Source organism: Candidatus Dormiibacterota bacterium (assembly GCA_035635555.1).
GTDB lineage: Bacteria > Acidobacteriota > Polarisedimenticolia > Gp22-AA2 > Gp22-AA2 > Gp22-AA3.
Window position 1 is genome coordinate 267,737 of record DASQAT010000046.1, and the last position, 24,526, is coordinate 292,262.

Sequence of the window (24,526 nt, forward strand, 5' to 3'; positions counted from 1 at the left end):
AAGTCCTAGAATGACAGTGACTTGCGGCATTGTCGGGAGCGCTCCAGTCTGGCTTGGATGGGGCGCGGAGGACGAGGTTGAGCCAGCGTGAAGCACCCCGTCCCACGCTCCCGGTGGGTGACCTGCTCGCCGAGGCCCCGTCGGAGCTGACGCTTCGTCTTCTGGCGGGACGGAGCGGTCTGAAGCGCGAGATCACCATCGCCGTCCCCGAACGGCCGGGACTGGCTCTCACCGGACAGCCCGAGGCGCTGCAGGGAGGCGCCGTCCAGGTCCTGGGGAAAAGCGAGGCCGTGTATCTGGGACGTATCCCGGACGAGCAGCGCCGTCACCTGCTCCAGCGACTGGGGAACTCCCCGATTCCGTGCCTTCTCCTGACGCAGGCCGAGGCGGCTCATCCCGACCTTCTGGAGGCGTCGGATCGCCTGGCCATCCCGCTCCTGTCGACACCGCGCACGACCGAACGGGCCATCGATCTTCTCGGGCGGTACCTCGAGGAGCGCCTGGCCCCGTCGGTAGCCCTGCACGGAACGCTCATCGACATCTACGGCGTGGGTGTGCTGATCCTGGGAGAGAGCGGGGTGGGAAAGAGCGAATCCGCCCTGGAACTCATTCTTCGCGGGCACCGTCTTGTCTCCGACGACACGGTGACGATTCGCCGGGTCGGAACGCTCCTGAACGGCACCGGTCCCGAGGTCAGCCGGTACCACATGGAGCTGCGTGGGATCGGGATCATCAACATCAAGGACCTCTACGGCGTGGCCGCCGTGCGCGAGCGGAAGGACCTCGACCTGGTGGTCCGTCTCGACCCGTGGCAGGAGGACAAGGAGTACGACCGCCTGGGCCTTGATGAGAAGAAGCACACAATCCTGGGGGTGGAGCTGCCGTTCATCGAAATGCCCGTCGGTCCGGGGCGCAACCTGTCCATCCTGCTGGAAGTCGCGGCGCGACATCACTTATTGAAGCGCAAGGGTTACCATGCGGCCAAGGAGCTGGCGGGGCGGATCCAGGACGCCCTGGGGAGGAAGACGTGAGCGCGGCGGAGCCGTCCCCCGAGCGCGAGTTCGAGATCGTCGTGATCACCGGGCTCTCCGGCTCCGGGAAGACCCTGGCCATCCGGGCCTTCGAGGACTTTGGTTACTTCTGCGTCGACAACCTGCCCGTCGCCCTCATCCCCGTGTTCGCCGACCTGTGCGCCCGGCGACCGGACCTGAGACGCGCCGCCCTGGTGGTGGACGTGCGTGAGGGAACCTTCCTTAAGGAATTCCCGGCCATCTTCGACGGCCTGCGCCGCACACCGGGACGCCGCGGCCGCCTTCTGTTTTTCGAGGCCGACGACGAGGCCCTGATGCGCCGGTTCTCCGAGACCCGCCGTCCCCATCCGCTGGCCTCGGGGGGCGGTCTCGAGGACGGAATCCGGCGCGAGCGGGAGATGCTCCAGCCCTTGCGTGACCGGGCCGACCTGATCATCGACAGCAGCCTCTTCAACGTCCACGAGCTGAGACGCTACATCCGCGACCACTTCGCCCCGCGCGGCGGGGCCCAGCCGATGGGGATCTCGATCGTCTCGTTCGGCTACAAGCGCGGCGTCCCACCGGAATCGGACCTCCTGTTCGACACGCGCTTCCTCCCCAATCCCTTTTTCGTGGACACGCTGCGCGGCAGGAGCGGTCTGGACCGCGAGGTCATCGACTATCTGGAGGCGATGCCGGAGTACCGTGAGTTCCGCGCGCGCATCGTCGACCTGATGGCGTTCCTGATCCCCCAGTACCTGCGCGAGGGGAAGAGCTACCTGACCGTGGCCATCGGATGCACGGGCGGCCGGCACCGCTCGGTGGCCATGGCCGAGGCCGTGAGCCAGGCGCTCCGCGCGAGGGGGTACGAGGTGAAGGCGTCGCACCGGGACCTGGAGAAGGAGTGATGGCCATCGTCATCGAGGCGGCGGGCGAGGCGCGCTTCGGCGGCCTGGTGGTCACTCACGGCGGGCTGGCCTTCGAACTGGTGCGGGCCCTGGAGCGCATCGTCGGCAAGGTGGACGGTCTGAAGGCCCTCACGATCGGCTGGAACGACGACCTGACGCAGGCGCGCCGGGCCGTCGAGCAGGCGATCGCCGATGTCGATCCGGGCGGCGGCGTCCTGATCCTGACGGACATGTTCGGCGGGACCGCGACCAACGTCACGCTGGCGTACCTTCGTGAGGGCGTCGAGATCGTCACGGGTGTGAACCTGCCGATGCTGATCAAGTACGCCAACATCCGGGACAAGTGCTCGCTCCAGGAGGCCGCGGCCCGGATCAAGGAGCAGGGCCAGCGATCGATCGCGATCGCGACGGAGTACCTGGGGTCGCCGGGACGCGGGGGGACGAAGGAGTGATCTGCCGGGAGGCGGTCATCTCGAACGCGCTCGGACTGCACGCGCGCGCCGCCGCGCGCTTCGTGCAGCTGGCCAGCCGGTTCAAGAGCCGTATCCAGATCGCGAACGGAGGGCGGACGGCGGACGGGAAATCGATTCTGGGTCTTCTGGCCCTCATCGGCAGCGAAGGAACGCGTCTGACCATCAGCGCCGACGGTTCGGACGAGCAGGAGGCGCTGCGCCAGCTGATCGACCTGGTCGAGGCGCGTTTCGGGGAGGATCGGTGAGGTCGTTCGGGGGGGCTCCCGAGGGGTCGACGACGCTGCGGGGAACGGGCGTCTCCGCAGGCATCGCCATCGGCCGGGCGCTCGTCCTGGAGGGTCCGAACGTCGCCATATTCCGCCTGGGTGTTCCGGACGGCGAGACCGAGGGCGAGGTGCTCCGGTTCCAGCGCTCGGTGCGGCGCGCCTGGCGCCAGCTCCGGCATCTGCGCGACCGGGTCCGCAGCGAGGCCGGCGAGCCGTACGCGCGAGTGTTCGAAGCGCAGATCCTGATCCTGAAGGATCGGACGCTCCTGCAGGAGACCGCCGGACTCATCCGCCGCGAGCGTGTCAATGCCGAATGGGCCTTCCACACCGTGGTAGGGCGGTACACGCAGGTGTTTTCGCAGCTCGGCGACCAGGCGCTCCGGGACCGCGGCACCGACATCGAGGACGTGGCGGCGCGCGTCCAGGCGATCCTGACGGGGAGCAAGAGGCGGCACGATCTGTCCGAGCTCACGGAGGACGTCATCGTCGTGGGCGCCCAGTTGTCCCCCTCGGACGCGGCGGGCCTGAACCGGGAGCACGTCATCGGCCTGGCCATCGACGGCGGCGGCCCGACCTCGCACACGGCGATCATCGCGAGCGCCCTCGGAATCCCGGCCGTGGCCGGGCTCCGGGACGCCAGCTCCCGGGTGCAGAGCGGTGACCTTCTGGTGCTGGACGGAACGGACGGCGTGGTCCTGCAGAATCCGTCGGAGGAGGAGACCCTGGTCTGGCGGGAACGTCGCGCAGCACGGGCGCAACGCGAGGTGGACCTGATGGCGCTGCGGGATCTCCCGGCGGTGACGCAGGAGGGACTGCGCGTCAGGCTCCAGGCCAACATCGAGCTCCCGGAGGAGATGCTCGCGGCGCGACGGTTCGGAGCCGAGGGGGTCGGTCTGTACCGCTCGGAGTTCCTGTACCTGCGCGAGGCCCCGGGGCTGCCGGGAGAGGAGGAGCATTACCGCACGTACCGCGAACTGGCCGAGAAGGCGCTGCCGAACGAGGTCGTGATCCGGACCCTCGACCTCGGGGGCGAGAAGTACTTCTCCACCATCCTGGAGAGGCGCGAGAGCAATCCCGTCATGGGGCTGCGCGGCATCCGGCTGTGCCTGAAGCGCGAAGACATGTTCCGCGCCCAGCTCCGCGGCGTGTTCCGCGCCGCGGCGCACGGCAAGTTGCGCATGATGTTCCCGATGGTGAGCGGCATGGACGAATACCTGAAGGCCCGATCCATCGTGGACGAGGTGCGGCGCGACCTCTTGCGGCAGCGGATCCCCTGCGATCCCGACGTCCCGGTCGGCGTGATGATCGAAGTCCCGGCGGCGGCCCTCATCGCCGACCGGCTGGCCGAGCAGGTGGATTTCTTCTCGATCGGCACGAACGACCTGATCCAGTACGCCCTGGCGATCGATCGGGGGAACGAGTCGGTGTCGTACCTCTACCAGCCTCTGCATCCGGCCATCCTGCGTCTCCTGCGCGGAGTGGTCGAAGCGGCCGCGCGGCGCGGGCTGCGCCTGTCGGTGTGCGGGGAGATGGCGGCGCGTCCGGCTGCGGCCGTCGTGCTGATCGGGCTGGGAATCACCGAGCTGAGCATGAATCCCGCGGCCATCCCGTCCGTCAAGCAGACGATCCGCGCCCTGGGCCTGAACGAGGCCCGTGGCCTGGTGGAGGAGGCGATGAGGCTCGACTCGGCCGAGGCGATCGAGGAGCTGGCGCGGCGCAGGGTCCAGGAGCTCGTACCGACCGATCCGCGACCCGTTCTGGAGGTGAGGCCATGAGCGTGACACGCCTGCCGAAGCCGTGGGGCGAGGAGCTCCTGTTCGCCCGCACGACGCACTACGCCGGGAAAATCCTGCGCATCCGCGCGGGCGAGTCTCTGAGCCTGCAGTACCACGAGCGCAAGGACGAGACCATCTACCTGTACCAGGGACGGCTCAGGCTCCTGCTCCCGGACGACGCCGATCCCGGCGCCCAGAGGATGCTCGCCGAGGGGGAGTCCGTGCACCTGCCTCCAGGGACGCGTCACCGCCTCGAGGCTCTGACCGATTGCGTGGTCTTCGAGGTGAGCACGCCCGAGCTGGACGATGTCGTCAGGCTCGAGGACCGTTACGGGCGGGCCTAGAGGCGTGTCCGAGACACGCCCCGGGTCCCGTTCCCGGCCCCGGATACCAACTTTGTAGGCCGCTCACCCGGCTTTCGTGGGAGAATCCGGGGCGCCGGGGCGTAGGTTCCGCCCCCCGGGGTCCAGACCATGTCGGACGGCACGCCACGCAAGACGTTCTACAAGATCGGGGAAGTCTGCCAGATCACCGACACGCAGCCTTACGTGCTGCGCTTCTGGGAATCTGAATTCCCTCAGCTCGCCCCGAAGAAGAGCCGGAGCGGACAGCGGCTCTACCGCCAGAAGGACCTCGATCTGGTGCGGCAGATCAAGCGTCTGCTCTATGACGAAGGATTCACCATCGCCGGGGCCCGCAAGAAGCTGGGAATGGGGGAGGGGCAGGGCGCCCTCGACGACCTCTTCGAGCCGCTGCCGGCCGACGAGCCGGAGCGCATTCCCGACCCGCCGCGCCCCCTCGGCTCGCTCCTGTCCTCCGTGACCGAGCGGCTCGAGGAGATTCTCAAGGTCATGGACGATACGGATCGCCGCTTGCGGGGGAAGAAGTGAGACGCGCAGGGACCTGCGCGTCCTGCGCGGTCCTGGCGGTCTTCTCCACCCTGCTGGCGGCTCCTGCCTCCCCGCCGATCTTCGATCCCACGCGCTCCGACCCGAGGGCCATCGTCATCGCCGACCTGGTGATGGCGGCGCTCGGCGGGCGCCAGGCCTGGGAGCAGACGCGGTTCGTGTACTTTGCCTTCGCCGTGGAGCGCGACGGGAAGAGAGTGGCCTACCGGACGCACCTGTGGGACCGCTGGGAGGGGCGGCTGCGATACGAGACGCGCGGGAAGGACGGCGCGCCGCTTGTCGTCCTCCTCAATGTCGACACCCGACAGGGAGACGCCTACAGGCTGCCCGCGGAGGCCCGCGCCGCAGGCGGGGCGCCGGCCGCGCCCTCGAAGATGGACGCGGAGACCGCCAAACCGATCCTGGAGGAGGCGTACGAAGCGTGGATCAACGACACCTACTGGCTCCTGATGCCTTACAAGATGAAAGATCCGGGCGTGCACCTGGGCTACGCCGGAGAGGAGACGCGCGACGGCGAGGAGTACGACCTCGTCGAGCTGACGTTCGAGGACGTCGGCCTGACGCCGCGCGACCGCTACTGGGCGCACGTCAATCGCAGGACGCACCTCATGGACAGGTGGTCGTACGTCCTGCAGGACGACCCTCCCGGCAGTCAGCCGACCGTGTGGGACTGGAAGGGATGGACCCGCCGCGGACGGGTCCTCCTCTGTCCGGAGAAGACCTCCGCGCGCAGGGGAGCGACGCTCCGGATCCTCCATCCGATCATGGAGGTCTACGACACGCTCCCCGCCGAGTATTTCACGACTCCCGGCCCGCTACCCGGCAACCTGGGGGAGCGACCGCAGCCCGCCAACTGATACGCCGAAGGTCCGTAAGAAGACCCGGACGCTAGATCACCCCGAGGGTCCGGCCGACCTCGGCGAAGACGCCGAGCGCCTCGTCGAGGTCCGCCCGCGTGTGGGTGGCCATGACGATCGTTCGCACGCGTGACTTCTCCTCGGCGACCATCGGAAAGAAAATCCCCTGGGCGAAGACACCGCGCTCGAACAGATCGTCGGAGAATCGGGCCGCCTTGGCCCCGGAACCGATGATCACAGGGGTGATCGGAGTGACCGAAGAGCCGGTGTTGAAGCCGAGCCGCCGGAGCCCCTCCTTGAAGAAGCGCGTGTTGTCCCACAAACGCGTGTGCAGCTCCGTCTCGGTCTCCATCACGTCGACCGCCGCGATGCAGGCCGCAATGACGGCCGGGGGATGCGACGATGAGAAGAGGAACGGCCGCGCCTTGTGCGTGTAGAACTCCACGAGGGGGCGAGGACAGCAGACATAACCTCCCATCACACCGAACGCCTTGGACATGGTGCCGATCTGGATGTCCCAGTCGTCCTTCAGCCCGAAATGGTCCACGGTCCCCCGGCCGTTCTTCCCCATGACTCCCGTGGCGTGCGCGTCGTCGACCATGGTGATGGCGTCGAACTCGCGCCCCAGGGACCGTATCGCCTGGAGGTCCGAGACGTCGCCGTCCATCGAGAAGACCCCGTCGGCCACGATCAGAATCTTGCCCGTCGTCTTCCGTCGGGCGTCCCCCAGGATCTGGCGCAGGTGGTCGTAATCGAGGTGACGGTAGACGGCCCGGTTTGCCTTGCAGAGCCGGCAGCCGTCGATGATGCTCGCGTGGTTCAGCTCGTCCGAGACGATGAGATCCCCTTCCTGCATCAGCGTGGACACGACCCCGACGTTCGCGGTGTATCCGGACTGGAAGACGAGCGCCGCCTCGGTCGACTTGAACCGTGCCAGACGCGTCTCGAGCTCCAGGTGCAGGGACATCGTGCCCGCGATCGTGCGCACGGCGCCGGGCCCCGCGCCGAACTCCTCGATCGCCCGGCGCGCCGCGGCCACGACCTTCGGGTGCGTCGTCAGGCCCAGGTAGTTGTTGGACGAGAGCTGGATGATGTCGCGTCCGTCCATGCGCACGCGCGCCCCGGCGGCGCTCTGAAGCACGCGAGGCATCCGGAAGATGCCCTTGGATTTGAGGGCGAGGATCTCGCCTTCGAGATACGACTCGAGCCGTGGGTTCATGATCGACCTCAGTCCTGGTCCATGCGCAGGATGACCTTGCCGCTCTCCCGCGCGATCATCTTCTGGAACGCCTCCTCGTAACGCGCGAACGGGACGCTGTGCGTGATGACGGTGCGGATCTTCGCGCGCACGTCCGGCCGGGACACCAGCTCCCGCGTGCGCTTCCAGGTATCGAAGAGCTTCCGGCCGATGATCCCCTTGAGGGTCACGCCCCCGAAGATCACGTCCTCGGCATAGCGCTCGAAGGTGACCGCAGCCTGCTTCGGGAGACCGAAGAGGACGACCTTGCCGCCCCGGCGCACGGCGCGCAGAGCCGTGTCGATGGCGTCCGGATGGCCGCTCATCTCGAAGACGAGGTCGGCTTCGTACGGCGAGGCCGCCTCGCGGATCAGGCCGACGAGCCGCTCACGCTCGAGCGCCCGTGCCGCGGCGTCGCCCTCCGGAGCGGGTGTCGAGCGGAGCGTCGCGTGGGCCCCGACGCGTGACGCCAGGTCGAGCCGGAAGGGGGTCGTGTCGATCGCGACGATGCGGGCGGCGCCGTAGGCGGCGGCGACGATGATCGTGAACAGTCCAATCGGTCCGGAGCCGACGATCACGACACACTGGCCGCGCGTGTCGTATTCGGTGGCGGCGTGCACGGCGTTGCCGAACGGCTCCTCGACGCAGGCCACCTCCACGGGGACCACCGCGGGGTCGTTGATCCAGGCGCAGGAGGCCGGGAGGGCGATGTATTCCGCGAAGCCGCCGTCGCGGTGCACGCCGAGGATCTTCTCCCGCGTGCAGACGTGGAACTGTCCGCGGCGGCACTGATAACACTGTCCGCACACGATATGCGACTCTGCGGAGACGAGGTCGCCCACCCGGATCGGCTCGGAGGCGCGCTCGCCGACCCCCCGCACCTCGCGTCCGACCTCCACGACCTCGCCGCAGAACTCGTGCCCGATGATCCGCGGGCGGCGGAGCTGGTCGGTGGTGGAGAGGATCATGTCGCGCACGGAACCGTCCCAGTTGTAGATGTGCGCGTCCGTGCCGCACAGCGAGGCCGCGCGCACCCGCATCAGGACTTCCGAAGGACCGCAGGCCGGCACGTCAACATCGGCCCATTCCAGGGCGCCGGGCCGGGGGGCCGTCTTGCGTATCGCTTTCATTCTCTTCCTTGGCCGGGAGGGAAGATGAAACGCGGATGCGACTCGTACGGAGGGTGATTATATCGGCAGGGTCGCGGGCGTAGCAACTCTGGACGGAGAGAGGCGGGGTCCGTCCCGCACTACGGGGGTCCGCGACTCGAACGCGCTCCTAGAACCCCCAGGTGATCTTCAGACGGTAATTCCTGCCGTCCTGCTGGAGCATGTCCTGCACGTGATGATCCGACCCGGGATCGAAGTAGGTCGTGTCGAACAGGTTGTAGACACTGGCGGAGATTTCCAGGCCCCTGGCGATCTGCCGGCTCAGCAGGGTCAGGTTCACGATCGTGAAGCTGGGGGTGTAATCACCGCCGAGGTTCAGGCGCCGGCTGGTGTACTGCGCTTCGAGCGCCGCGGACAGCCGCTCCCGCTTGAGGGGAACATGCACGTTGAGCTTCGCCAGGTGGTGCGGGGAGTTCGTCAGCAGACGCTGCGTTTCGGCGTCCCGGCTGTCCTGCAGCGTCGAGCTGTACATCAGGCCCCAGCCGCTCCGGAACGTCTTGTCGATCTCGAGCTCGATCCCTTGGCTCTCCACCCTGTCCACGTTTTCGAACAGGCTGGTCGTCGTGTTCACGCTGACCAGATCGGAGATCAGGTATTTGTAGACGGAACCGGCGATAAGCAGGTTCTGGCGGGCATAATGCTCCACGACCCCCTCGAAGGTGCGGATCTTCTCAGGTATCAGGTCCGGGTTGGCGTGGGATCCGTAGTACAGCTCGTAGACGGTCGGCGCACGGAAGGCGTCACCGAAAAGGGCCTTGAGCGTCGTGTGCTCGCCGGGGTTGAAGATGATCGCCGCCCGCGGATTGGTCGAGCCCCCGAAGACCTGGTACTGGTCGCGCCTCAATCCGAGGTTGAGCGCCACGCTTTTCGACACGGCGATCTCGTCCTGGACGTAGACGCCCCCTTCGGCGGAGCTCCGCCTGTCGTCGAAGTCCACGGGCCCCGGGTCGACGTTTTTCCAGAGGAATCGCTGCTCGAGATTGTCGCGGTACTCCAGGCCGCCCGTGAGGGTCTGTCGTGCCGTCGGGCGCAGGGTCACCTTGGAATCGGTCCCCACCCAGTACCCCCACGAATGCTCGACGTAGTGCAGGATCGTGGGATAGGGTGAGTAGTAGGGATAGATGCCGCGGTAGTAGTAACGATCGTAATAGAAGCGGGCCTGCACCGCGGTCCCCGAGGGCAGGGTGTGGTCGTAGCGCATGTCGAAGTAACGCCGCTCGTCGAGGGTCGACGTGTCGGGGTCGTTGTAGGGCGTTCCGTACGCCCCGGTCGGGATGCCCTTGTCCCGGTTGTTGTAGGCGAGCTGGAACGTGAAGTCCTTGAACGTGGCGGTCGTGAACAGACGCCGGTACCGATCGTAGTCGCCCTTGTCGACGACCCCGTTGTTGCTCAGAGGATCGTCGTACTCCTTGTAGAAGAGGGATTGGCCGCGGCTCCCGTACGCCGAACCGGAGGCGAGGACCGACGGCCCCCCCTCGAAGGCGCGCGCGAACGTGACGCTTCCCGAGGGTGTGCCGTAGCTCGCGCCCCCGCCGCTCAGGTGCAGCCCCGGGTAGCTCGCGGGCTTGCGTGTGACCACGTTGACCACGGCGAAGAACGCGCTCGTGCCGTACAGGGACGAGCTGGGGCCGCGGATGATCTCGACCCGGTCGATCAGGTCGACGTCCACCAGACTCTCCGTGCCGACGTAGGCGCTGCCGTAGAAATCGTCGTTCATCCTGTGTCCGTCGAGGAGCAGCAGGAAGCGGGAGTTGTAGTCCGAGGGACGGCTGAATCCGCGCACGCCCAGGTACGTGTAGTTGCGGTCGTACGTGGTATAGAACCCGTGCACGCTGCGCAGGACGTCCGCCAGCGTGCGGTAACCATAGCGGGCGATGTCCTCCGAGGTGACGACGCTGACGAAGGACGGCGCCTCGGTGACCTTCTGCTCGTGCTTGGAGGCGCCGTACACCACGTCGATGGACATCAGCTGCTCCAGCGGCAGCTGCGTCAGATCGGTGGGCAGCGGCTGCGCCAGAGCACGCCCCGCGCACAGGATCCAGACTGCCATGGCCAGGAGATACCGCGCCGGCGGAAATAACCTCGGGTCATTCTGATCGTCAGTCATCCTGTCCTCCCCTCCGGTATCGTGACATTCATCGTTCGTGCTCGAGGTTCGCTGCGTCGCGCACGATCGTCGCGAGCTGCAGGAGCTTCGAGCTGATCCGGAGACCGGCCCGGTCGGCGGCCTCGGGATTGATCTCGAAGCGTACGCGGTTGTCCTGCATGATGAAGTTGATGATGCCGCCTTGTCGCGTGAAGCCCGGCGCATTTCCGACGGTCAGAACGGCGGTCGTCCGGACCGACTTGAGGAGTGCTACGAGCCGTGATGTGTCGCTTCCGCCCAGGTAGAGCATCCTGCAGGACCTGGTGTCGTCCAGGTTCTGAAGACGCCGGACACGGAAGACGCGCCCTTCCACCGTCTTGCCGCTGACGGCCTGGTCGAGCGCCTGCGCCAGGCTCTCGTCCTCGAACACGCAGATCACGAAGCCGTCCTCCGCGTCCCGCGGATTGTCAGAGGGCCATTCGACAAACTTGGCGAAATTGAAGAGAAAAGCGGCCTTGACCTGATATTCGAGTGGGGAAGCGCTTTCCTGCGCGACGGCGCGCTGCAGGAATGCCAGGGCCAGAGCGCAGAGAACCGCCGGCACGAGGCGCGGGGCGCGGCCGATCGAGCGGCTGTACCGTCGGGGATGGCCAGGACATTCCACGGTCATGCACGACCCCTGCTCGTCGAGCGGGTCCCGCGATCACGGATCTGTATCCACGCCACGCCATGCTCAAATATAGGCAACGGAAGTCCCCTGACCAGTCCGAGGCGCCCGGGGGCCCACCCGGCCAGGGCGTGCGCGTCCCGTGTGGGGCAACAGCGGCAACCGTGTCCGTGCTTGCTTGACGCGCTCGCGTCGCAACACCTAGAATGGCGATTCTTTGGGGCGCCGTCCCGGGCGGACGTGACGGACGGCCCAGCGGACATTTCGGGGCGTAGCGCAGCCTGGTAGCGCACCTGCTTGGGGTGCAGGTGGTCGCTGGTTCAAATCCAGTCGCCCCGACCAATCCAGTTCAAGCCGGCGGCTTCCGGAGCGGGGCACGGGCCGCGTGCGCCGTGGTCCTTGCCGCTCCGGGACGATTCTTCAGGGGAGGGTCGTCCCAGAAGTCGCGGGACCCATGCAGCCCTTGAGCATCCTGATCACCAATGACGACGGGTACGGGACGGAGGGGCTGAAAGCGTTGGAGGAGAGCCTCGCGCCGATGGGCGCCGTCTGGGTGATCGCTCCCGACCGCGAGCAGAGCGGGCAGGGGCACGCCCTCACTCTGAATCACCCGCTTCGATTTCAAAGGCGCGGTCCGCGTCACTTCGTCGTGCAGGGGACGCCGACCGACTGCGTCTACCTGGGGATCCACACGATCCTGAAGGAGGAGGGGCGCCCGCGGCTGGTCGTGAGCGGCATCAACCGCGGATACAACCTGGGCGACGACATCACCTACTCGGGCACGGTCTCCGCCGCATTCGAGGCGACGTTGATGTCGCTCCCGTCGTTCGCGATTTCGCAGGAGATCGGGAGGGACGCCCCGATCAGTTTCGAGGCGGCGGCCCGTTTCGCGCGCGTCCTGGCGCAGGAGATCCTGGAGCGCGGCATGCCTACCGACACGCTGCTCAACGTCAACGTTCCCAGGCAGCCGCCGCGCGGAGTGCGCATCACCCGGCAGGGCCGGCGGATCTACCCGGGGGGGGTCATCGAGCGCATCGACCCGAAGGGACGGGCCTACTACTGGATCGGCGGTCAGTCGGCGGACTGGGAGGACGAGCCCGAGAGCGACTTCAGGGCGCTCGCCGACGGGTTCGTCTCCGTCACTCCGCTGCACCTGGACCTGACCCACTACAAGGTGATGGACCTGGTCCGCCGCTGGAATCTCGACATCTAGGAGAGCCGAGCCGCTTGGTCACCGATGTCCTGAAATGGGTCGCGGCGTTCATCACCGCCGCCATCAGCAGCCTGGGTTACTTCGGGGTTTTTCTGATGATGGCCGTCGAGAGCGCCGCCATCCCTCTCCCGTCCGAGATCATCATGCCGTTCTCGGGGTATCTCGTGTTCCGCGGTGAATTCACCCTGCACGGCGCGGCCTTCTGGGGGGCCTCCGGGTGCGTACTCGGCTCCTGGGCGGCCTACGCGATCGCGGCCTGGGGAGGGCGGGCCTTCGTCCTGAAATACGGCCGGTACGTTCTGATCTCGCGGCACGATCTCGATCTCGCCGAGAGGCTCTTCAACCGGTACGGCAGCCCCATCATCTTCTTCAGCCGCCTCATGCCGGTGGTCCGCACCTTCATCTCCCTCCCCGCAGGACTTGCGCGCATGCCGCTCGTCCGGTTCACGGTGTACACGTTCCTCGGCTCCTACCCGTTCTGCTACGCCCTCGCCTACGTCGGGTGCGCGCTGGGCGAGCGCTGGCACGCGCTCGAGTCCGAGTTCCGGAAATTCGATCTGGTCGTCGGAGCCGTTCTCGTTCTCGGCGTCGTCTGGTGGGTGAAACGTCACCTGGCGGCGCGCGTCGCACCCGAGGCGCGGAGCTGATGGTCCACGCGTCCTACGTATGGGTCGACAGCGAACGGGATCTGGAGCGCATGGCCGAGCCCTTGTCGAGGGCGACGTCCCTGGCGGTCGACACGGAAGCCGATTCCTTCTACCACTACCACCACAAGTGCTGCCTCATCCAGGTCTCGGACGGGGAGGCGGTCTATCTCGTCGATCCTCTGGCGCTGAAGCGTCTCGAACCGCTGGGGGAGGTCCTCGGCTCGCGCCGCACCGTCAAGGTTCTGCACGCCGCCGAGCAGGATGTCCTGTATCTTCGTCGGGACTTCGGCTTCCACATGGAGCCCGTGTTCGACACGATGATCGCGTCGCAGCTTCTGGGAAAGACCGGGATCGGCCTGGCCAGCCTCCTCCTCGCCTACTTCGGCGAGAAGCTCGACAAGGGATCGCAGCGCGACGACTGGTCGCATCGTCCACTCACGGAGCGCCAGAAGGCCTATGCGGCGGAAGACGTCCGGCACCTGATTCGCCTGAGCCAGGTCCTGATGGACGAGCTCAAGACCGTCGGGCGGCTCTCCTGGGCGGAGGAAGAGTTCGCGCTGGTCGCGCGCCGCGCCTGGGAACCGCGCGTGTTCGACCCGGAAATGTTCTGGACCATCAAGGGGGCCCGCGATCTCCCGTCCCAGGAGGCGGCGGTGCTGCGCGAGCTGTACGCCATGCGCGACCGGCGGGCCGGCGAGGCCGATCTGTCGCAGTTCCGGATTCTTTCCGACGAGACGCTCCTGGCGCTCGCGAAGAAGCGGCCGGTCGAGTCCTCCGATCTGAACGGCGTGCGGGGCGTCACCCCGCTCGTGCGGCGCCGGATCGGGACCGATATCCTTCAGGCCGTCCAGGCGGGGCTCGAGGTGCCCGAGGCGGACCGCCCGGTGCCGCCGCGCGGCCGCCCGCGCAGGAAGTCGGCGGCATCCCAGGCCCGCCTGGAGCGTCTGCGTGAATGGCGCAAGACGCGCGCCTCCGAGCTCGGTCTGGATCCGGGGGTCCTGTGTCCGCAATCCACTCTCGAGGCCCTCGCCGCCGCCGGTCCCGGGGCTCTCGACCGGCCCGAGGAGATCCCGGGGCTGCGGGCCTGGAGGGTCGGTCTGATCCGCCCCGAGGCGCACCGGCTGCTGGGCTGAGCGCGCTCCGCGGCTCGAAGCCGGGACCGGACGAGGCCCGGCGGTTGCGCCCGCACCTGCCTGCCTGTAAGATTCCGGGCCGGTATGGTCCCGATCGAATCGAAAATCCGCACCGATGATCCCGCCTTCCGGGCGAACGCGGAATTCAACACGGCCCTCGCCGACGAGCTGAAGAGCCACCTCGCGCGGGTCCGCCGCGGCGGCGACGCTCCGGCGCACGACAGGCACCGGCAGCAGAACAAGCTTTTCGTCCGCGATCGGATCGAAAGGCTCCTCGATCCCGGGTCGCCCTTCCTCGAGCTCTCGCCGCTCGCGGCGCACGGGATGTACGACGATGAGGCCCCATCGGCCGGCATCGTCACGGGCATCGGACGCGTGTCGGGTCGCGAATGCCTCATCGTCGCCAACGACGCGACCGTGAAGGGTGGGACCTACTACCCGATGACGGTCAAGAAACACTTGCGGGCCCAGAGCATCGCCGCGGAGAACCGCCTGCCCTGCCTGTACCTGGTCGATTCGGGCGGCGCGTTCCTGCCGCTGCAGGCTGACGTGTTTCCCGACCGCGAGCACTTCGGCCGCATCTTCTTCAACCAGGCGCGCATGAGCGCCCTGGGCGTTCCCCAGATCGCCGTCGTCATGGGGTCCTGCACCGCCGGCGGCGCCTACGTCCCGGCCATGAGCGACGAGACGATCATCGTGAAGGGCACCGGCACGATCTTCCTGGGCGGGCCGCCCCTGGTGAAGGCGGCCACGGGCCGTGAGGTGACGGCCGAGGAGCTCGGCGGGGCGGACGTGCACGCGCGCAAGTCCGGTGTCGCCGATCACTACGCGCTCGACGACGAGGACGCGCTCGACCGGGCGCGGCAGATCGTCGCCACCCTGAACCGGAAGAAGCGCGTGACGCTCGAGGTCGCCCCCCCCGAGGAGCCGATCTTCGATCCCCGCGAGATTTACGGCATCGTGCCGCGCAGTCTCCGGGAGATCTACGACGCGCGCGAGGTGATCGCCCGCATGGTGGACGGAAGCCGCTTCCGGGAGTTCAAGGCGCTGTACGGCACCACGCTGGTGTGCGGTTTCGCGCGCATCGAGGGGTACCCGGTCGGGATACTGGCGAACAACGGCGTGCTGTTCAGCGAGAGCGCCCTCAAGGGGACGCACTTCATCGAGCTGTGCGCCGCGCGTGGCATCCCGATCCTGTTCCTGCAGAACATCACCGGCTTCATGGTGGGGAAGGAGTACGAGGAGGGCGGTATCGCCAAGGACGGCGCGAAGCTCGTGCACGCCGTCGCCAACGCCGCCGTCCCCAAGATCACCGTCATCCTGGGCGGGTCGTTCGGTGCCGGGAACTATGGGATGTGCGGGCGGGCCTACGACCCCCGCTTCCTCTTCATGTGGCCGAACGCCCGCATCAGCGTGATGGGGAAGGAGCAGGCCGCGAGTGTGCTCCTCACCGTACAGAAGGAGCAGCGGGCCCGCCGGGGGGAGGCCCCGCTCTCGACCGCGGAAGCCGGAACCTTCCAGCAACCGATCCTGGACAGCTACGAGCGCGAGGGGAGTCCGTATTATTCGACGGCGCGCCTGTGGGACGACGGCATCCTCGACCCGCCGGAGACCCGGCGCGTTCTGGGGCTGGCCCTGTCGGCCTGCCTGAACGCCCCGATCGAGGCGACGCGCTTCGGCGTGTTCCGGATGTGATCCGGTGCCGTCCCGCCCTATCACCCGGCTCCTGATCGCCAACCGCGGCGAGATCGCCGTGCGGATCGCGCGCGCCTGCCGCGAGCTCGGCATCCTGCCGGTCGCCGTCGCCAGCGAGGCCGACCGCGGCGCCCTGCACACGCGTGTCGCTGCGACGACCGTCCCGATCGGTCCGGCGCCGGCGGCCGAGAGTTATCTCCGCATGGATCGGCTGATCTCGGCGGCCCGCGACTTCCGCTGCGAGGCGATCCATCCGGGCTATGGCTTCCTCGCGCAGAGCGCCGAGTTCGCCGAGGCGGTGGAGCGAGCCGGTCTCATCTTCGTCGGACCGGGTCCGGCCTCCCTGAAGCTGATGGGCGACAAGATGGCCGCGCGGCGCGCCATGGCGGCGGCGGGCGTTCCGGTGATCCCCGGCTGGGAAGGGACAGGTGAGGAGGAGGCCACCGTGCTCCGTCGCGAAGCGGATCGCATCGGCTATCCGGTCCTCGTGAAGGCGGCCGCCGGGGGCGGCGGCCGGGGCATGCGGGTCGTCGCCACGCCCGACGACCTGGAGGCGGCCGTCGCAAGCGCCCGGCGCGAGTCGCTCAAGGCGTTCGGCGATGCCCGTTTGTTCCTGGAGAGAGTCGTCGACCAGGCCCGTCACGTCGAGGTGCAGATTCTGGCGGACGCGCACGGGGAGTGCATCCATCTGTTCGAGCGCGAGTGCTCGATCCAGAGGCGTTTCCAGAAGATCGTCGAAGAGTCGCCTTCACCGCTCCTGGACGAGGGACAGCGCGCCGAGATGGCGCGATCCGCGGTCACCGCGGCGCGCGCCTGCGGCTACGTCAACGCCGGGACGATCGAATTTCTCGTCGACCGCGGCCACCGGTATTTTTTTCTCGAGATGAACACGCGTATCCAGGTGGAGCATCCGGTCACGGAGATGGTCACGGGAGTCGACCTGGTGCAGGCGCAGATCCGCATCGCTTCCGGCGAACCGCTCCCCGTGCGTCAGGAGGGGGTCACGCGGCGCGGGCACGCGATCGAGTGCCGCGTGAACGCCGAGGATCCGGCGCGCGAGTTCGCTCCGTGCAGCGGCAGGGTTCTGCACGCGTCTTTTCCGTCCGGCCCCGGCATCCGCGTGGACGCGGGCCTGGCGACCGGCGACCGCGTGACTCCGTATTACGACTCCCTGGTCGCGAAGATCATCGTCCAGGCGCCGGACAGGCCGGCGGCCCTCGAGCGCATGCGGGAGGCGCTCGGCAGGACGGCGATCCTCGGGGTCGAGACCAACATCGCGTATCTGAGGGCGATTCTGGCGCACCCCCTGTTCCAGAAGGGCGAAGCGACCACGACGTTCACCGAGCGGGAGCTGGCCTCGTGGCGTCCCGCGGGGACCCCCCCGACCGACGACGCGCTCGTCGTCGCGGCGGTCGTCGACGTCCTCCGCGCGCGGTCGGATTCGGCGAGGTTCGACGCCCCCCTGGAGAACGAGGAGGAGGACTCCCACAGCCCGTGGGATCGCGGCGACGGCTTCCGGACGGGAGCGCCGTGATGCTCCTGCGCTACAGCCTGGGAGAGGCGATCAGGGCGGTGCGCATCGAAACGCGAAACGGCGGGTTTCGGGCGAGCGTTGACGATCGATCATTCGATGTCGCGCTGATCCGCTCGGACGACCCGTCGTTTCAGCTTCGCATCGACGGCCGCACGGTTGCGGCGATCGTCGTCAGGGACGGCGACCGCCTGATCGTCAAGATCGACGATGCCGACCCGGTGACCCTCGTGCGGTCCGCGAGACCGCGCGCGGGCGGACGCGTCGCCGGCGGCCTCGACGGACGTCTGACGGCCGTCATGGACGGTCAGGTGGCGGCTGTCCTGGTGAGACCGGGCGAACGCGTCGACGCCGGGGCGCCTCTCGTGGTTCTCGAGGCCATGAAGATGGAGATGAAGGTGGTCGCCCCATTCGCCGGCCGCGTGCGGGCGGTGTCGTGCGCGCCGGGGGACGTGGTCGAGCGCAGCCGCGTCCTGGTCGAGATCGATCCGGAGCCTGACGCCGGCGCAGGTTCCTAGGATCGGCGACCGCGAGCCTCCGTGGCGGCGCCCGCCCTCGCCAGGACGGCCCGGGCCGCGCGCACCATCGGCATGTCGACCATCCGCCCTTCCAGGGCGAACACCCCCGTCCCCTTCTCCTGCTGTCGTTCGTGCTCGTCGATCAGGCGCCGGGCCTCTTCGACCTCCTGCGGGAGCGGCGTCAGCGTCTCCTGGATCGGCTCGACCTGTCCCGGATGGATGGCCATCTTGCCGGTGTATCCGAGGCTGAGCGCCTCGCGCGTTTCGGCAACCAGCCCCTGGATATCCTTCAGATCGACAAAAGGGGTGTCGATCGCCTGAAGGCGTCGCGCGGCCGCGTGGATCGCCACGGCGGAGCGCGCGAACGCGACCTCGCGTCCTTCGCGCGTCCGCACGGCCCCCATGTCGCCGCACAGGTCCTCCGCTCCGAACAGCAGGGCGTCCAGCCGCGGATCGCTCGCGGCGATCGACGCGAGGTTGACGATCCCGAGCGCCGACTCGATGATGGCCAGGATGCGTATCCTCCCCGGCGGCAGCCGGGCCCGCCGTTCGACACCCAGAAGCAACCGGGCGAACGCCTTGATCTGAGCAGCCGAATCGACCTTGGGGAGGACATAGCCGTCCGGCGGCCGGCGGCCCCCCGCGGTCGCCCGCACGTCGTCCTCCTGTCCGGAGCCGGGGGGATTCACCCGCACCAGGCGCTCGGTCCGGCCGAAGTCCAGTTCCGTGAGCGCGCGCGCCGCCGCCGCGCGAGCCTCGGCCTTGCGCGATCGCGCCACCCCGTCCTCGAGGTCGATGATCAGGCCGTCCGCCCCGAGGGTCGCCGCCTTTTCGAGCTTCCTCCGATCGGTGGCGGGACAGAACAGGAGGGCGCGGCGGCGGGGCCTGATCCCCACGACCGGGGCGGACCGCGGGATCCGCCCGGATCGCCGGGCGGCCCGGTGTCCCGGGCGCCTCACGGCGATGGTCGCCGCAGGAAGAGCACCGTGCGGTCCACCTCGATCACGACCTCGCCGCGCTGATTCAGGCCGCGGTGACGCAGACGGACGATGCCACGGTCCGGCTTCGATGCCGACGGTCGTGTCTCGAGGATCTCCGACTCGGCGTAAAGAGTGTCGCCGAGGAAGACGGGACGAGGGTGGACCACGCGGTCGTAGCTGAGGTTCGCGACAATCGTCCCCTCCGTGAGATCGGAGACCGTCAGACCGACGACCAGTCCGAGGGTGAAGATCCCGTTGACGATCCTCTGGCCGAACTCGCTTTTCGCCGCGAAGTCCTGGTTGAGGTGCAGCGGCTGAGTGTTCATGGTCAGCGCGCAGAACAGCGTGTTGTCGGACTCGGTGATCGTCCGGCCGGTCGTGTGCCGGTGGACCTGACCGGTGGCGAGATCGTCGAAATGCTTGCCGGGCATGATGCGGTTGAGGCTACCCGCAAGGCGAGGGTGCGTCAAGTGGCACGCGGCGTCCCCGCCGTGATTCAGGGTATAGACTTCGCGGGATGATCCTCGAGCGATCCATGGATCCCGGATGGCTGTCGAACGCCTACCTCGTGGCGGACCGGGACGGGGGCACCGCCGTCATCGTCGACAGCGGCGCGCCGCTTCGTCCCCTGTTCCAGGCGATCGAGCGTCACCGTCTGAAAGTGGCGGCGATCCTGACCACGCACCGCCACCTGGATCACATCCAGGGGCACGCCGAGCTGGGACGCCGGACCGGGGCGCCGGTGTACGCGCTCGCTCCCGAGACTCCGCACGTCCCCTCCGCCCTGGCCCTCGAGCCGGAAGGGGAGAGCTCCTGGGGCGGCCTGACCGTTCGCGTCGTGCCGCTTCCGGGCCACACCGCGGGGCACGCCGGATATCTCCTCGAGGATGTCGGTCTGTTCACCGGAGACTGCCTGTTCGCCGGGTCGCTCGGGGGGACCGTCGGCGCCGGCGCCAGCGGCTTCGAGGATGCGCGCCGCGCGGTCCTGCGGATTCTTTCCCTCCCGGACGGGACTCGCATCCATCCGGGACACGCCGGCCCGACCAGCGTCGGGTCGGAGCGCGCCGGGAACCCGTTCATCCGCGTGCTGACGGGACGGGACGCGGAAGGGGAGGGTCGTTGCACGGCCCTCGGCCATCCCGCCCGCCTGGTCGTCCTGGCGCGCGACTACGACGGCGGAACCAAGGCCTGGGTCCGCTTCGACGACGGGCAGGACGCTCTGGTGCCCGGCAGCCGCGTGGTCCTCCCGGACGCTCCTTGACCGGCCTCCGGCCACTCGCATAGAATCCGCTCTCCTTTGCTGAGCCGTCGGGGCGTAGCGCAGCCTGGTAGCGCACCTGGTTCGGGACCAGGGGGTCGGTGGTTCAAATCCACTCGCCCCGACCATTCTCTTCTCACGATGAAAGCCACCCGGTTCCTGGTCAGCGGTATCGTGCAGGGTGTCGGATACCGATTCTTCACCGCGCGCGCGGCCAGGAGCCTCGGGATCCACGGTTACGTTCGCAATCTTCCCGACGGCCGGGTCGAAGTCGTGGCCGCGGGAACGGAGGACGCTCTCCGGGAGTTCCAGGAGGTCCTGCGGCGGGGGCCGGCGGGGGCGCTGGTGGACAACGCCGCCGCTTCGGAGTCGGCGCTGGACAACGAGATGGACGGGTTCGAGATCCGCCATTGACCGTGGCGTGAAGAGGGCGGCATGGACCTCAGGACATACATCCGCGACGTGCCGGATTTTCCCAAGAAGGGAATCGTCTTCAAGGACATCACCCCTCTCCTGGGCGACAAGGATGCCCTGCACTACGCCCTCAACGCTCTCGCCGATCGGTTCAAGGATCGCGGCATCGACAAGGTCGTCGGCATCGAATCGCGCGGCTACATCTTCGCGCCCGCCATCGCGCTGGGTCTCGGGGCGGGATTCGTGCCCGTGCGGAAGCCGGGAAAGCTCCCGTGGCGGACGGTGGTGGAGGAATACGAGCTCGAGTACGGCAAGGATCGTCTCGAGATCCACGTCGATGCGATCCGCCCGGGGGAAAGGGTGCTGATCGTCGACGATCTCCTGGCGACTGGGGGCACCGCCTCGGCGGCGCACAGGCTCGTGAAGCGCCTGGAGGGCATCGTCCTCGGATCCGGTTTCCTCGTCGAGCTGGCCTTTCTCGAGGGACGCGCCCGTCTGCCGGGGATGGACGTCGTCAGCCTGATCCAGTACTGATGCCTGCCTCCCGAGGCCTGCGGCGCCTGTCCCTTCTCGCCTGCATGCTCCTGTCCCTCGCACCGGTCCACGCCGCGGGTGTTTCGGCGCCGGCCGTCGATTCGTTCATCGACAAGGAGTACACCTCCCTCGACTCTCTGTACCGGGACCTTCATGTCCATCCCGAACTGTCCCTGCACGAGCAGGAGACGGCCGCGCGGATCGCCTCCGAGCTGAAGGCGGCCGGCTTCGAGGTGAGCACGGGGGTCGGAGGGAACGGAGTCGTCGCCGTGCTGCGGAACGGCAAGGGACCGACGGTGATGTGGCGCTCCGACCTCGACGCGCTGCCGGTCAAGGAGGAGACCGGTCTTCCCTACGCCAGCGCGGTCACGACGACCGACGATACCGGCCGACAGGTCCCGGTCATGCACGCCTGCGGGCACGACATCCATATGACCACGCTCGTCGGACTGGCACGGGGGCTCAAGATGTTTCAGGCACGCTGGTCGGGGACGGCGATCCTGATCGGACAGCCGGCGGAAGAGAGGGTGATGGGTGCCCAGGCGATGATCAAGGATGGCCTGTTCACCCGTTTCCCGCGTCCGGACGTCATCCTGGCCCTGCACGTGAAAGCGGACCTGGCGGTGGGGGTCATCGGCTACCGCGCCGGGCCGGCGTTCGCCAACGTCGACAGCGTGGACATCCGGGTCTACGGTCTCGGGGGGCACGGTGCGTCGCCGCACAAGACCGTCGATCCGATCGTGATCGCGGCCCGCATCGTCATGGCCCTGCAGACGATCGTGGCGCGGGAGATCGACCCGATCGAGGCGGCAGTCGTGACGGTCGGATCGATCCATGGGGGGACGAAACACAACATCATTCCCGACACGGTCGATCTGCAGCTGACCGTCCGCTCCTACACCGAGGAGACGCGGAGAAGGCTCCTGGACGGGATTCGCCGCAACGTCCTGGCGGAGGCGCAGGGGGCGGGGGCGCCGAAGCCGCCCGACATCGCGATCGGCGAGAGCACCCCGGCGACGGTCAACGATCCCGATCTGGTCCGGCGCACCGTGGCGGAGCTGAAGAAGGCCTTCGGCGACGACCGGGTCGTCGAGGTCCCGCCGGTCATGGGATCGGAGGACTTCACCTATTACGGCCGCGAGCGGATCCCGATCTTCATGTTCAACCTCGGGACGATCCCGCGCGAACGCATCGACGAGAGTACCCGCCCCGACGGCAAGCCGCTGCCGTCTCTGCACTCATCGCAGTACGCTCCGGAACGGGAAGGCTCCATCCGCTCCGGCGTGCGAGCGGCGCTCGTGGCCGTCCTCGGGCTGCTGCAGGCGCGCTGAATCCCGGGAACGGACGCGTGTCAGGGAGGCGGTCCGGCCGTGCCGGGCGCTTCTCGTGCCGCCAGAACGTCCGCCCCGCCCGGGTTCCGCCTCGTGTCGGCCGCCGCCTCCATGCGGCTGTTCGTGAAAACACGAACGGCGGCCACCTCGCCCAGTCCGTCCGACGGGCGCACGTTGTGACCCCGGCGGATCAGCCCGGACATCTCGTCCGGCGACAGCGCGTCCTTTTCCGCGACGATCTCGTCGGGAAGCCACTGGTGGTGGATGCGCGGCCGATCGAGCGCCATCTGGAGAGAATCCCCGTCGACGATCAGGTTCAGCAGGACCTGCGTGATCACCGTCGGGATGCGCGAGCCGCCGCGCGAGCCGAGCGCGATCGTCTCGCCACCGCGCCAGGCGACCACCGGGCTCATCGAGGAGAGCATGCGCGCGCCGGGACGGACCGCGTTGGCATCCCCCTGGACGAGACCGTACAGGTTCGGACGCCCCGGCGCGGTCACGAAATCGTCCATCTCGTCGTTCAGAAAGAATCCCGCCCCGGGCACGTACAGACCGCAGCCGAACCACTCGTTGAGCGTCGTAGTCAACGACACGACCATCCCCGAGCCGTCGGCCACGGAGAGGTGCGTCGTCGCCGCCGGCCTCATGCCGCCGTCGGCGGCGGACACCGGCTGTCCCGGCCACGGACGGATGTCCCGGGACGGAGTCGCCTTGGACGGGTCGATGTCGGCCGCGCGCCGGGCGATCCAGCCGTCCGAGAGCAGCTGCGCCTCCCCCGCGCGCGCGTTCTCCGGATCGCCGAGGACGAAGCGATCGGCGTAGGCCCGCCTCCAGGTCTCGGCCAGGAGATGATCGCGCTCGGCGCTCCCCCGGGGGCGCTGCGGGTAGCGCAGCGTCTCGAGGATCGCCAGGCTCTGCGCCAGGATGATCCCGCCGGAGGACGGGAGGGGCATCGAGGCGAGCTCCCATCCGAAGGCCTTGAACCGCAGAGGCTCCCGCCACACGGGGCGATACGACGCGAGGTCGGCGGCGGTCAGGACGCCACCGTGTGCGCGGGACGCCGACTCCACCGCGGCGGCCACGTCGCCGGACGTCAGCGCGTCCGGCCCGCGCTCCAGGTAGAGACGCAGCGTCGCCGCGAGCTCCGGGAGACGGAGCAGGCTGCCGGCGGCGGGCGGCTTCCCGTCCTGAAGCCAGACCCTCGCCGTCTCGGGAAAGCGCGCCAGGGTCTCCTTGTACCACTCGATCGCCTCCTGCAGCCGGGGTGTGACGGTGAACCCGTCGCGCGCGAGCGCGAGCGCCGGTGACACGACGGCGTGCCACGGGAGGCGGCCGTAGCGCCGGTGCAGCTCGAACAGACCGTCGGGGGACCCGGGGACGCCGGCGGCGAGAGGACCCACGACCGACGCCTCATCGATGGGCGAGCCGTTCCGGTCCAGAAACATCGTCTCGGTGGCGGCCCGGGGCGCCGTCTCCCGGAAATCGAGAGCCGCCACGCTGTCACCGGTCTTGACGACCGCGAATCCGCCGCCGCCGAGGTTCCCCGCCTGCGGGTGCACGACCGCGAGAGCGAGGGCCACGCCGACGGCGGCGTCGGCCGCGTTGCCGCCGGCACGAAGAATCTCGATTCCGACCCGGGTTGCCGCAGGCTCCCCCGAAGCGACGGCGCCGGCGGCGAAGACCGGCGGGGCGCCGGCCGAAGGCGGGGCGGGCGCCTGGGGCAGGCAGCCCAGCGCCAGGGAAACGGTCAGACACGCCGCAGAGATCCCCCTCGCCGCGCTTCGTTTCACCCGTCCTCCTGTCCCGTCGGTCGCGGGCGGGGAAGTGTCGCACACCCGGCCGCGCGCGCGAAAGGGCTCCGTGGATCCGCGACGCTCCTTGACGGGCTTCCACGCCGCCGGGTAGAGTGAGGGTCT

At 68.5% G+C, this 24,526-nt stretch carries 25 protein-coding genes and 2 tRNA genes; 20 read left to right on the forward strand and 7 right to left on the reverse strand.

Features of this window, described 5'->3' with window-relative positions:
• Window positions 1-77: 77 nt before the first annotated feature.
• From hprK to VEW47_13900, 8 genes are all read left to right on the forward strand, one after another.
• Window positions 78-1,031: an HPr(Ser) kinase/phosphatase gene (gene hprK, locus VEW47_13865; GenBank protein ID HYS06269.1), complete on the forward strand. Its 954-nt coding sequence runs from the start codon at window positions 78-80 to the stop codon at window positions 1,029-1,031.
• Complete coding sequence (gene rapZ / locus VEW47_13870) at window positions 1,028-1,918, forward strand: RNase adapter RapZ (protein ID HYS06270.1); 891 nt, start codon at window positions 1,028-1,030, stop codon at window positions 1,916-1,918. The genes hprK and rapZ overlap by 4 nt, the downstream gene beginning before the upstream one ends.
• Entirely contained in the window at window positions 1,918-2,370 is a 453-nt protein-coding gene (locus VEW47_13875) for a hypothetical protein (GenBank protein HYS06271.1), read from the forward strand. Before rapZ ends, VEW47_13875 begins: the two co-directional genes overlap by 1 nt.
• The gene (locus tag VEW47_13880; protein HYS06272.1) at window positions 2,367-2,636 is read left to right on the forward strand and encodes an HPr family phosphocarrier protein; all 270 of its coding nucleotides are present in this window, start codon (window positions 2,367-2,369) and stop codon (window positions 2,634-2,636) included. Before VEW47_13875 ends, VEW47_13880 begins: the two co-directional genes overlap by 4 nt.
• Window positions 2,633-4,432, forward strand: a complete 1,800-nt coding sequence (gene ptsP, locus VEW47_13885) for a phosphoenolpyruvate--protein phosphotransferase (protein ID HYS06273.1) — start codon at window positions 2,633-2,635, stop codon at window positions 4,430-4,432. Before VEW47_13880 ends, ptsP begins: the two co-directional genes overlap by 4 nt.
• Entirely contained in the window at window positions 4,429-4,776 is a 348-nt protein-coding gene (locus tag VEW47_13890; protein ID HYS06274.1) for a cupin domain-containing protein, read from the forward strand. Before ptsP ends, VEW47_13890 begins: the two co-directional genes overlap by 4 nt.
• A 129-nt stretch (window positions 4,777-4,905) precedes the next feature.
• Window positions 4,906-5,322 (forward strand): MerR family transcriptional regulator, encoded by a 417-nt coding sequence (locus VEW47_13895; protein HYS06275.1) that lies wholly within the window; start codon window positions 4,906-4,908, stop codon window positions 5,320-5,322.
• Window positions 5,319-6,197, forward strand: coding sequence for a hypothetical protein (locus tag VEW47_13900; protein ID HYS06276.1), 879 nt, complete (start codon window positions 5,319-5,321; stop codon window positions 6,195-6,197). The genes VEW47_13895 and VEW47_13900 overlap by 4 nt, the downstream gene beginning before the upstream one ends.
• A gap of 31 nt (window positions 6,198-6,228) precedes the next feature.
• Here the strand turns inward: VEW47_13900 and VEW47_13905 are convergent, their stop codons facing one another.
• The 4 genes from VEW47_13905 to VEW47_13920 form a co-directional block, all read right to left on the reverse strand.
• Window positions 6,229-7,416, reverse strand: a complete 1,188-nt coding sequence (locus VEW47_13905; protein ID HYS06277.1) for a glycine C-acetyltransferase — start codon at window positions 7,414-7,416, stop codon at window positions 6,229-6,231.
• A gap of 8 nt (window positions 7,417-7,424) precedes the next feature.
• On the reverse strand, window positions 7,425-8,564 hold the full coding sequence (locus VEW47_13910) for an alcohol dehydrogenase catalytic domain-containing protein (protein HYS06278.1): 1,140 nt from the start codon (window positions 8,562-8,564) through the stop codon (window positions 7,425-7,427).
• A gap of 148 nt (window positions 8,565-8,712) precedes the next feature.
• Window positions 8,713-10,710 carry a TonB-dependent receptor gene (locus VEW47_13915; protein ID HYS06279.1) on the reverse strand — a complete coding sequence of 666 codons (1,998 nt, stop codon included), beginning with the start codon at window positions 10,708-10,710 and terminating at the stop codon, window positions 8,713-8,715.
• Between the two features lie 28 nt (window positions 10,711-10,738).
• On the reverse strand, window positions 10,739-11,359 hold the full coding sequence (locus VEW47_13920) for a YfiR family protein (GenBank protein HYS06280.1): 621 nt from the start codon (window positions 11,357-11,359) through the stop codon (window positions 10,739-10,741).
• Between the two features lie 262 nt (window positions 11,360-11,621).
• On the opposite strand from VEW47_13920, the gene VEW47_13925 reads away from it, so the two are divergent.
• From VEW47_13925 to VEW47_13955, 7 genes are all read left to right on the forward strand, one after another.
• A tRNA-Pro gene (locus VEW47_13925) sits at window positions 11,622-11,698 on the forward strand.
• Between the two features lie 112 nt (window positions 11,699-11,810).
• Window positions 11,811-12,569: a 5'/3'-nucleotidase SurE gene (gene surE, locus VEW47_13930; GenBank protein HYS06281.1), complete on the forward strand. Its 759-nt coding sequence runs from the start codon at window positions 11,811-11,813 to the stop codon at window positions 12,567-12,569.
• 14 nt (window positions 12,570-12,583) lie between these two features.
• Complete coding sequence (locus VEW47_13935; GenBank protein HYS06282.1) at window positions 12,584-13,216, forward strand: DedA family protein; 633 nt, start codon at window positions 12,584-12,586, stop codon at window positions 13,214-13,216.
• Window positions 13,216-14,349: an HRDC domain-containing protein gene (locus VEW47_13940; GenBank protein HYS06283.1), complete on the forward strand. Its 1,134-nt coding sequence runs from the start codon at window positions 13,216-13,218 to the stop codon at window positions 14,347-14,349. The genes VEW47_13935 and VEW47_13940 overlap by 1 nt, the downstream gene beginning before the upstream one ends.
• 84 nt (window positions 14,350-14,433) lie before the next feature.
• Window positions 14,434-16,044, forward strand: coding sequence for a carboxyl transferase domain-containing protein (locus VEW47_13945; protein HYS06284.1), 1,611 nt, complete (start codon window positions 14,434-14,436; stop codon window positions 16,042-16,044).
• 4 nt (window positions 16,045-16,048) lie between these two features.
• A complete protein-coding gene (locus VEW47_13950) occupies window positions 16,049-17,578 on the forward strand; it encodes an acetyl-CoA carboxylase biotin carboxylase subunit (protein ID HYS06285.1) in 1,530 nt (509 codons plus the stop codon).
• On the forward strand, window positions 17,539-18,093 hold the full coding sequence (locus tag VEW47_13955; protein HYS06286.1) for a biotin/lipoyl-containing protein: 555 nt from the start codon (window positions 17,539-17,541) through the stop codon (window positions 18,091-18,093). The genes VEW47_13950 and VEW47_13955 overlap by 40 nt, the downstream gene beginning before the upstream one ends.
• Here VEW47_13955 and VEW47_13960 read toward each other — a convergent pair.
• Window positions 18,090-19,052 carry a CoA ester lyase gene (locus VEW47_13960; protein HYS06287.1) on the reverse strand — a complete coding sequence of 321 codons (963 nt, stop codon included), beginning with the start codon at window positions 19,050-19,052 and terminating at the stop codon, window positions 18,090-18,092. The genes VEW47_13955 and VEW47_13960 overlap by 4 nt on opposite strands.
• Window positions 19,049-19,504 carry a MaoC family dehydratase gene (locus VEW47_13965; GenBank protein ID HYS06288.1) on the reverse strand — a complete coding sequence of 152 codons (456 nt, stop codon included), beginning with the start codon at window positions 19,502-19,504 and terminating at the stop codon, window positions 19,049-19,051. Before VEW47_13965 ends, VEW47_13960 begins: the two co-directional genes overlap by 4 nt.
• A 104-nt stretch (window positions 19,505-19,608) precedes the next feature.
• On the opposite strand from VEW47_13965, the gene VEW47_13970 reads away from it, so the two are divergent.
• The 5 genes from VEW47_13970 to VEW47_13990 all read left to right on the forward strand — a co-directional run bounded on the left by VEW47_13970 (window position 19,609) and on the right by VEW47_13990 (window position 22,610).
• Window positions 19,609-20,334 (forward strand): MBL fold metallo-hydrolase, encoded by a 726-nt coding sequence (locus VEW47_13970; protein ID HYS06289.1) that lies wholly within the window; start codon window positions 19,609-19,611, stop codon window positions 20,332-20,334.
• Between the two features lie 48 nt (window positions 20,335-20,382).
• Window positions 20,383-20,459, forward strand: a tRNA-Pro gene (locus VEW47_13975).
• A 13-nt stretch (window positions 20,460-20,472) separates the two neighbouring features.
• Window positions 20,473-20,745, forward strand: coding sequence for an acylphosphatase (locus VEW47_13980; protein HYS06290.1), 273 nt, complete (start codon window positions 20,473-20,475; stop codon window positions 20,743-20,745).
• Window positions 20,746-20,766: 21 nt separating this feature from the next.
• The gene (locus VEW47_13985) at window positions 20,767-21,279 is read left to right on the forward strand and encodes an adenine phosphoribosyltransferase (protein ID HYS06291.1); all 513 of its coding nucleotides are present in this window, start codon (window positions 20,767-20,769) and stop codon (window positions 21,277-21,279) included.
• Window positions 21,279-22,610 (forward strand): amidohydrolase, encoded by a 1,332-nt coding sequence (locus VEW47_13990; protein ID HYS06292.1) that lies wholly within the window; start codon window positions 21,279-21,281, stop codon window positions 22,608-22,610. Before VEW47_13985 ends, VEW47_13990 begins: the two co-directional genes overlap by 1 nt.
• 20 nt (window positions 22,611-22,630) lie before the next feature.
• On the opposite strand, the gene ggt is transcribed toward VEW47_13990, so the two are convergent.
• Complete coding sequence (ggt, locus tag VEW47_13995) at window positions 22,631-24,400, reverse strand: gamma-glutamyltransferase (protein ID HYS06293.1); 1,770 nt, start codon at window positions 24,398-24,400, stop codon at window positions 22,631-22,633.
• Between the last annotated feature and the right edge of the window lie 126 nt (window positions 24,401-24,526).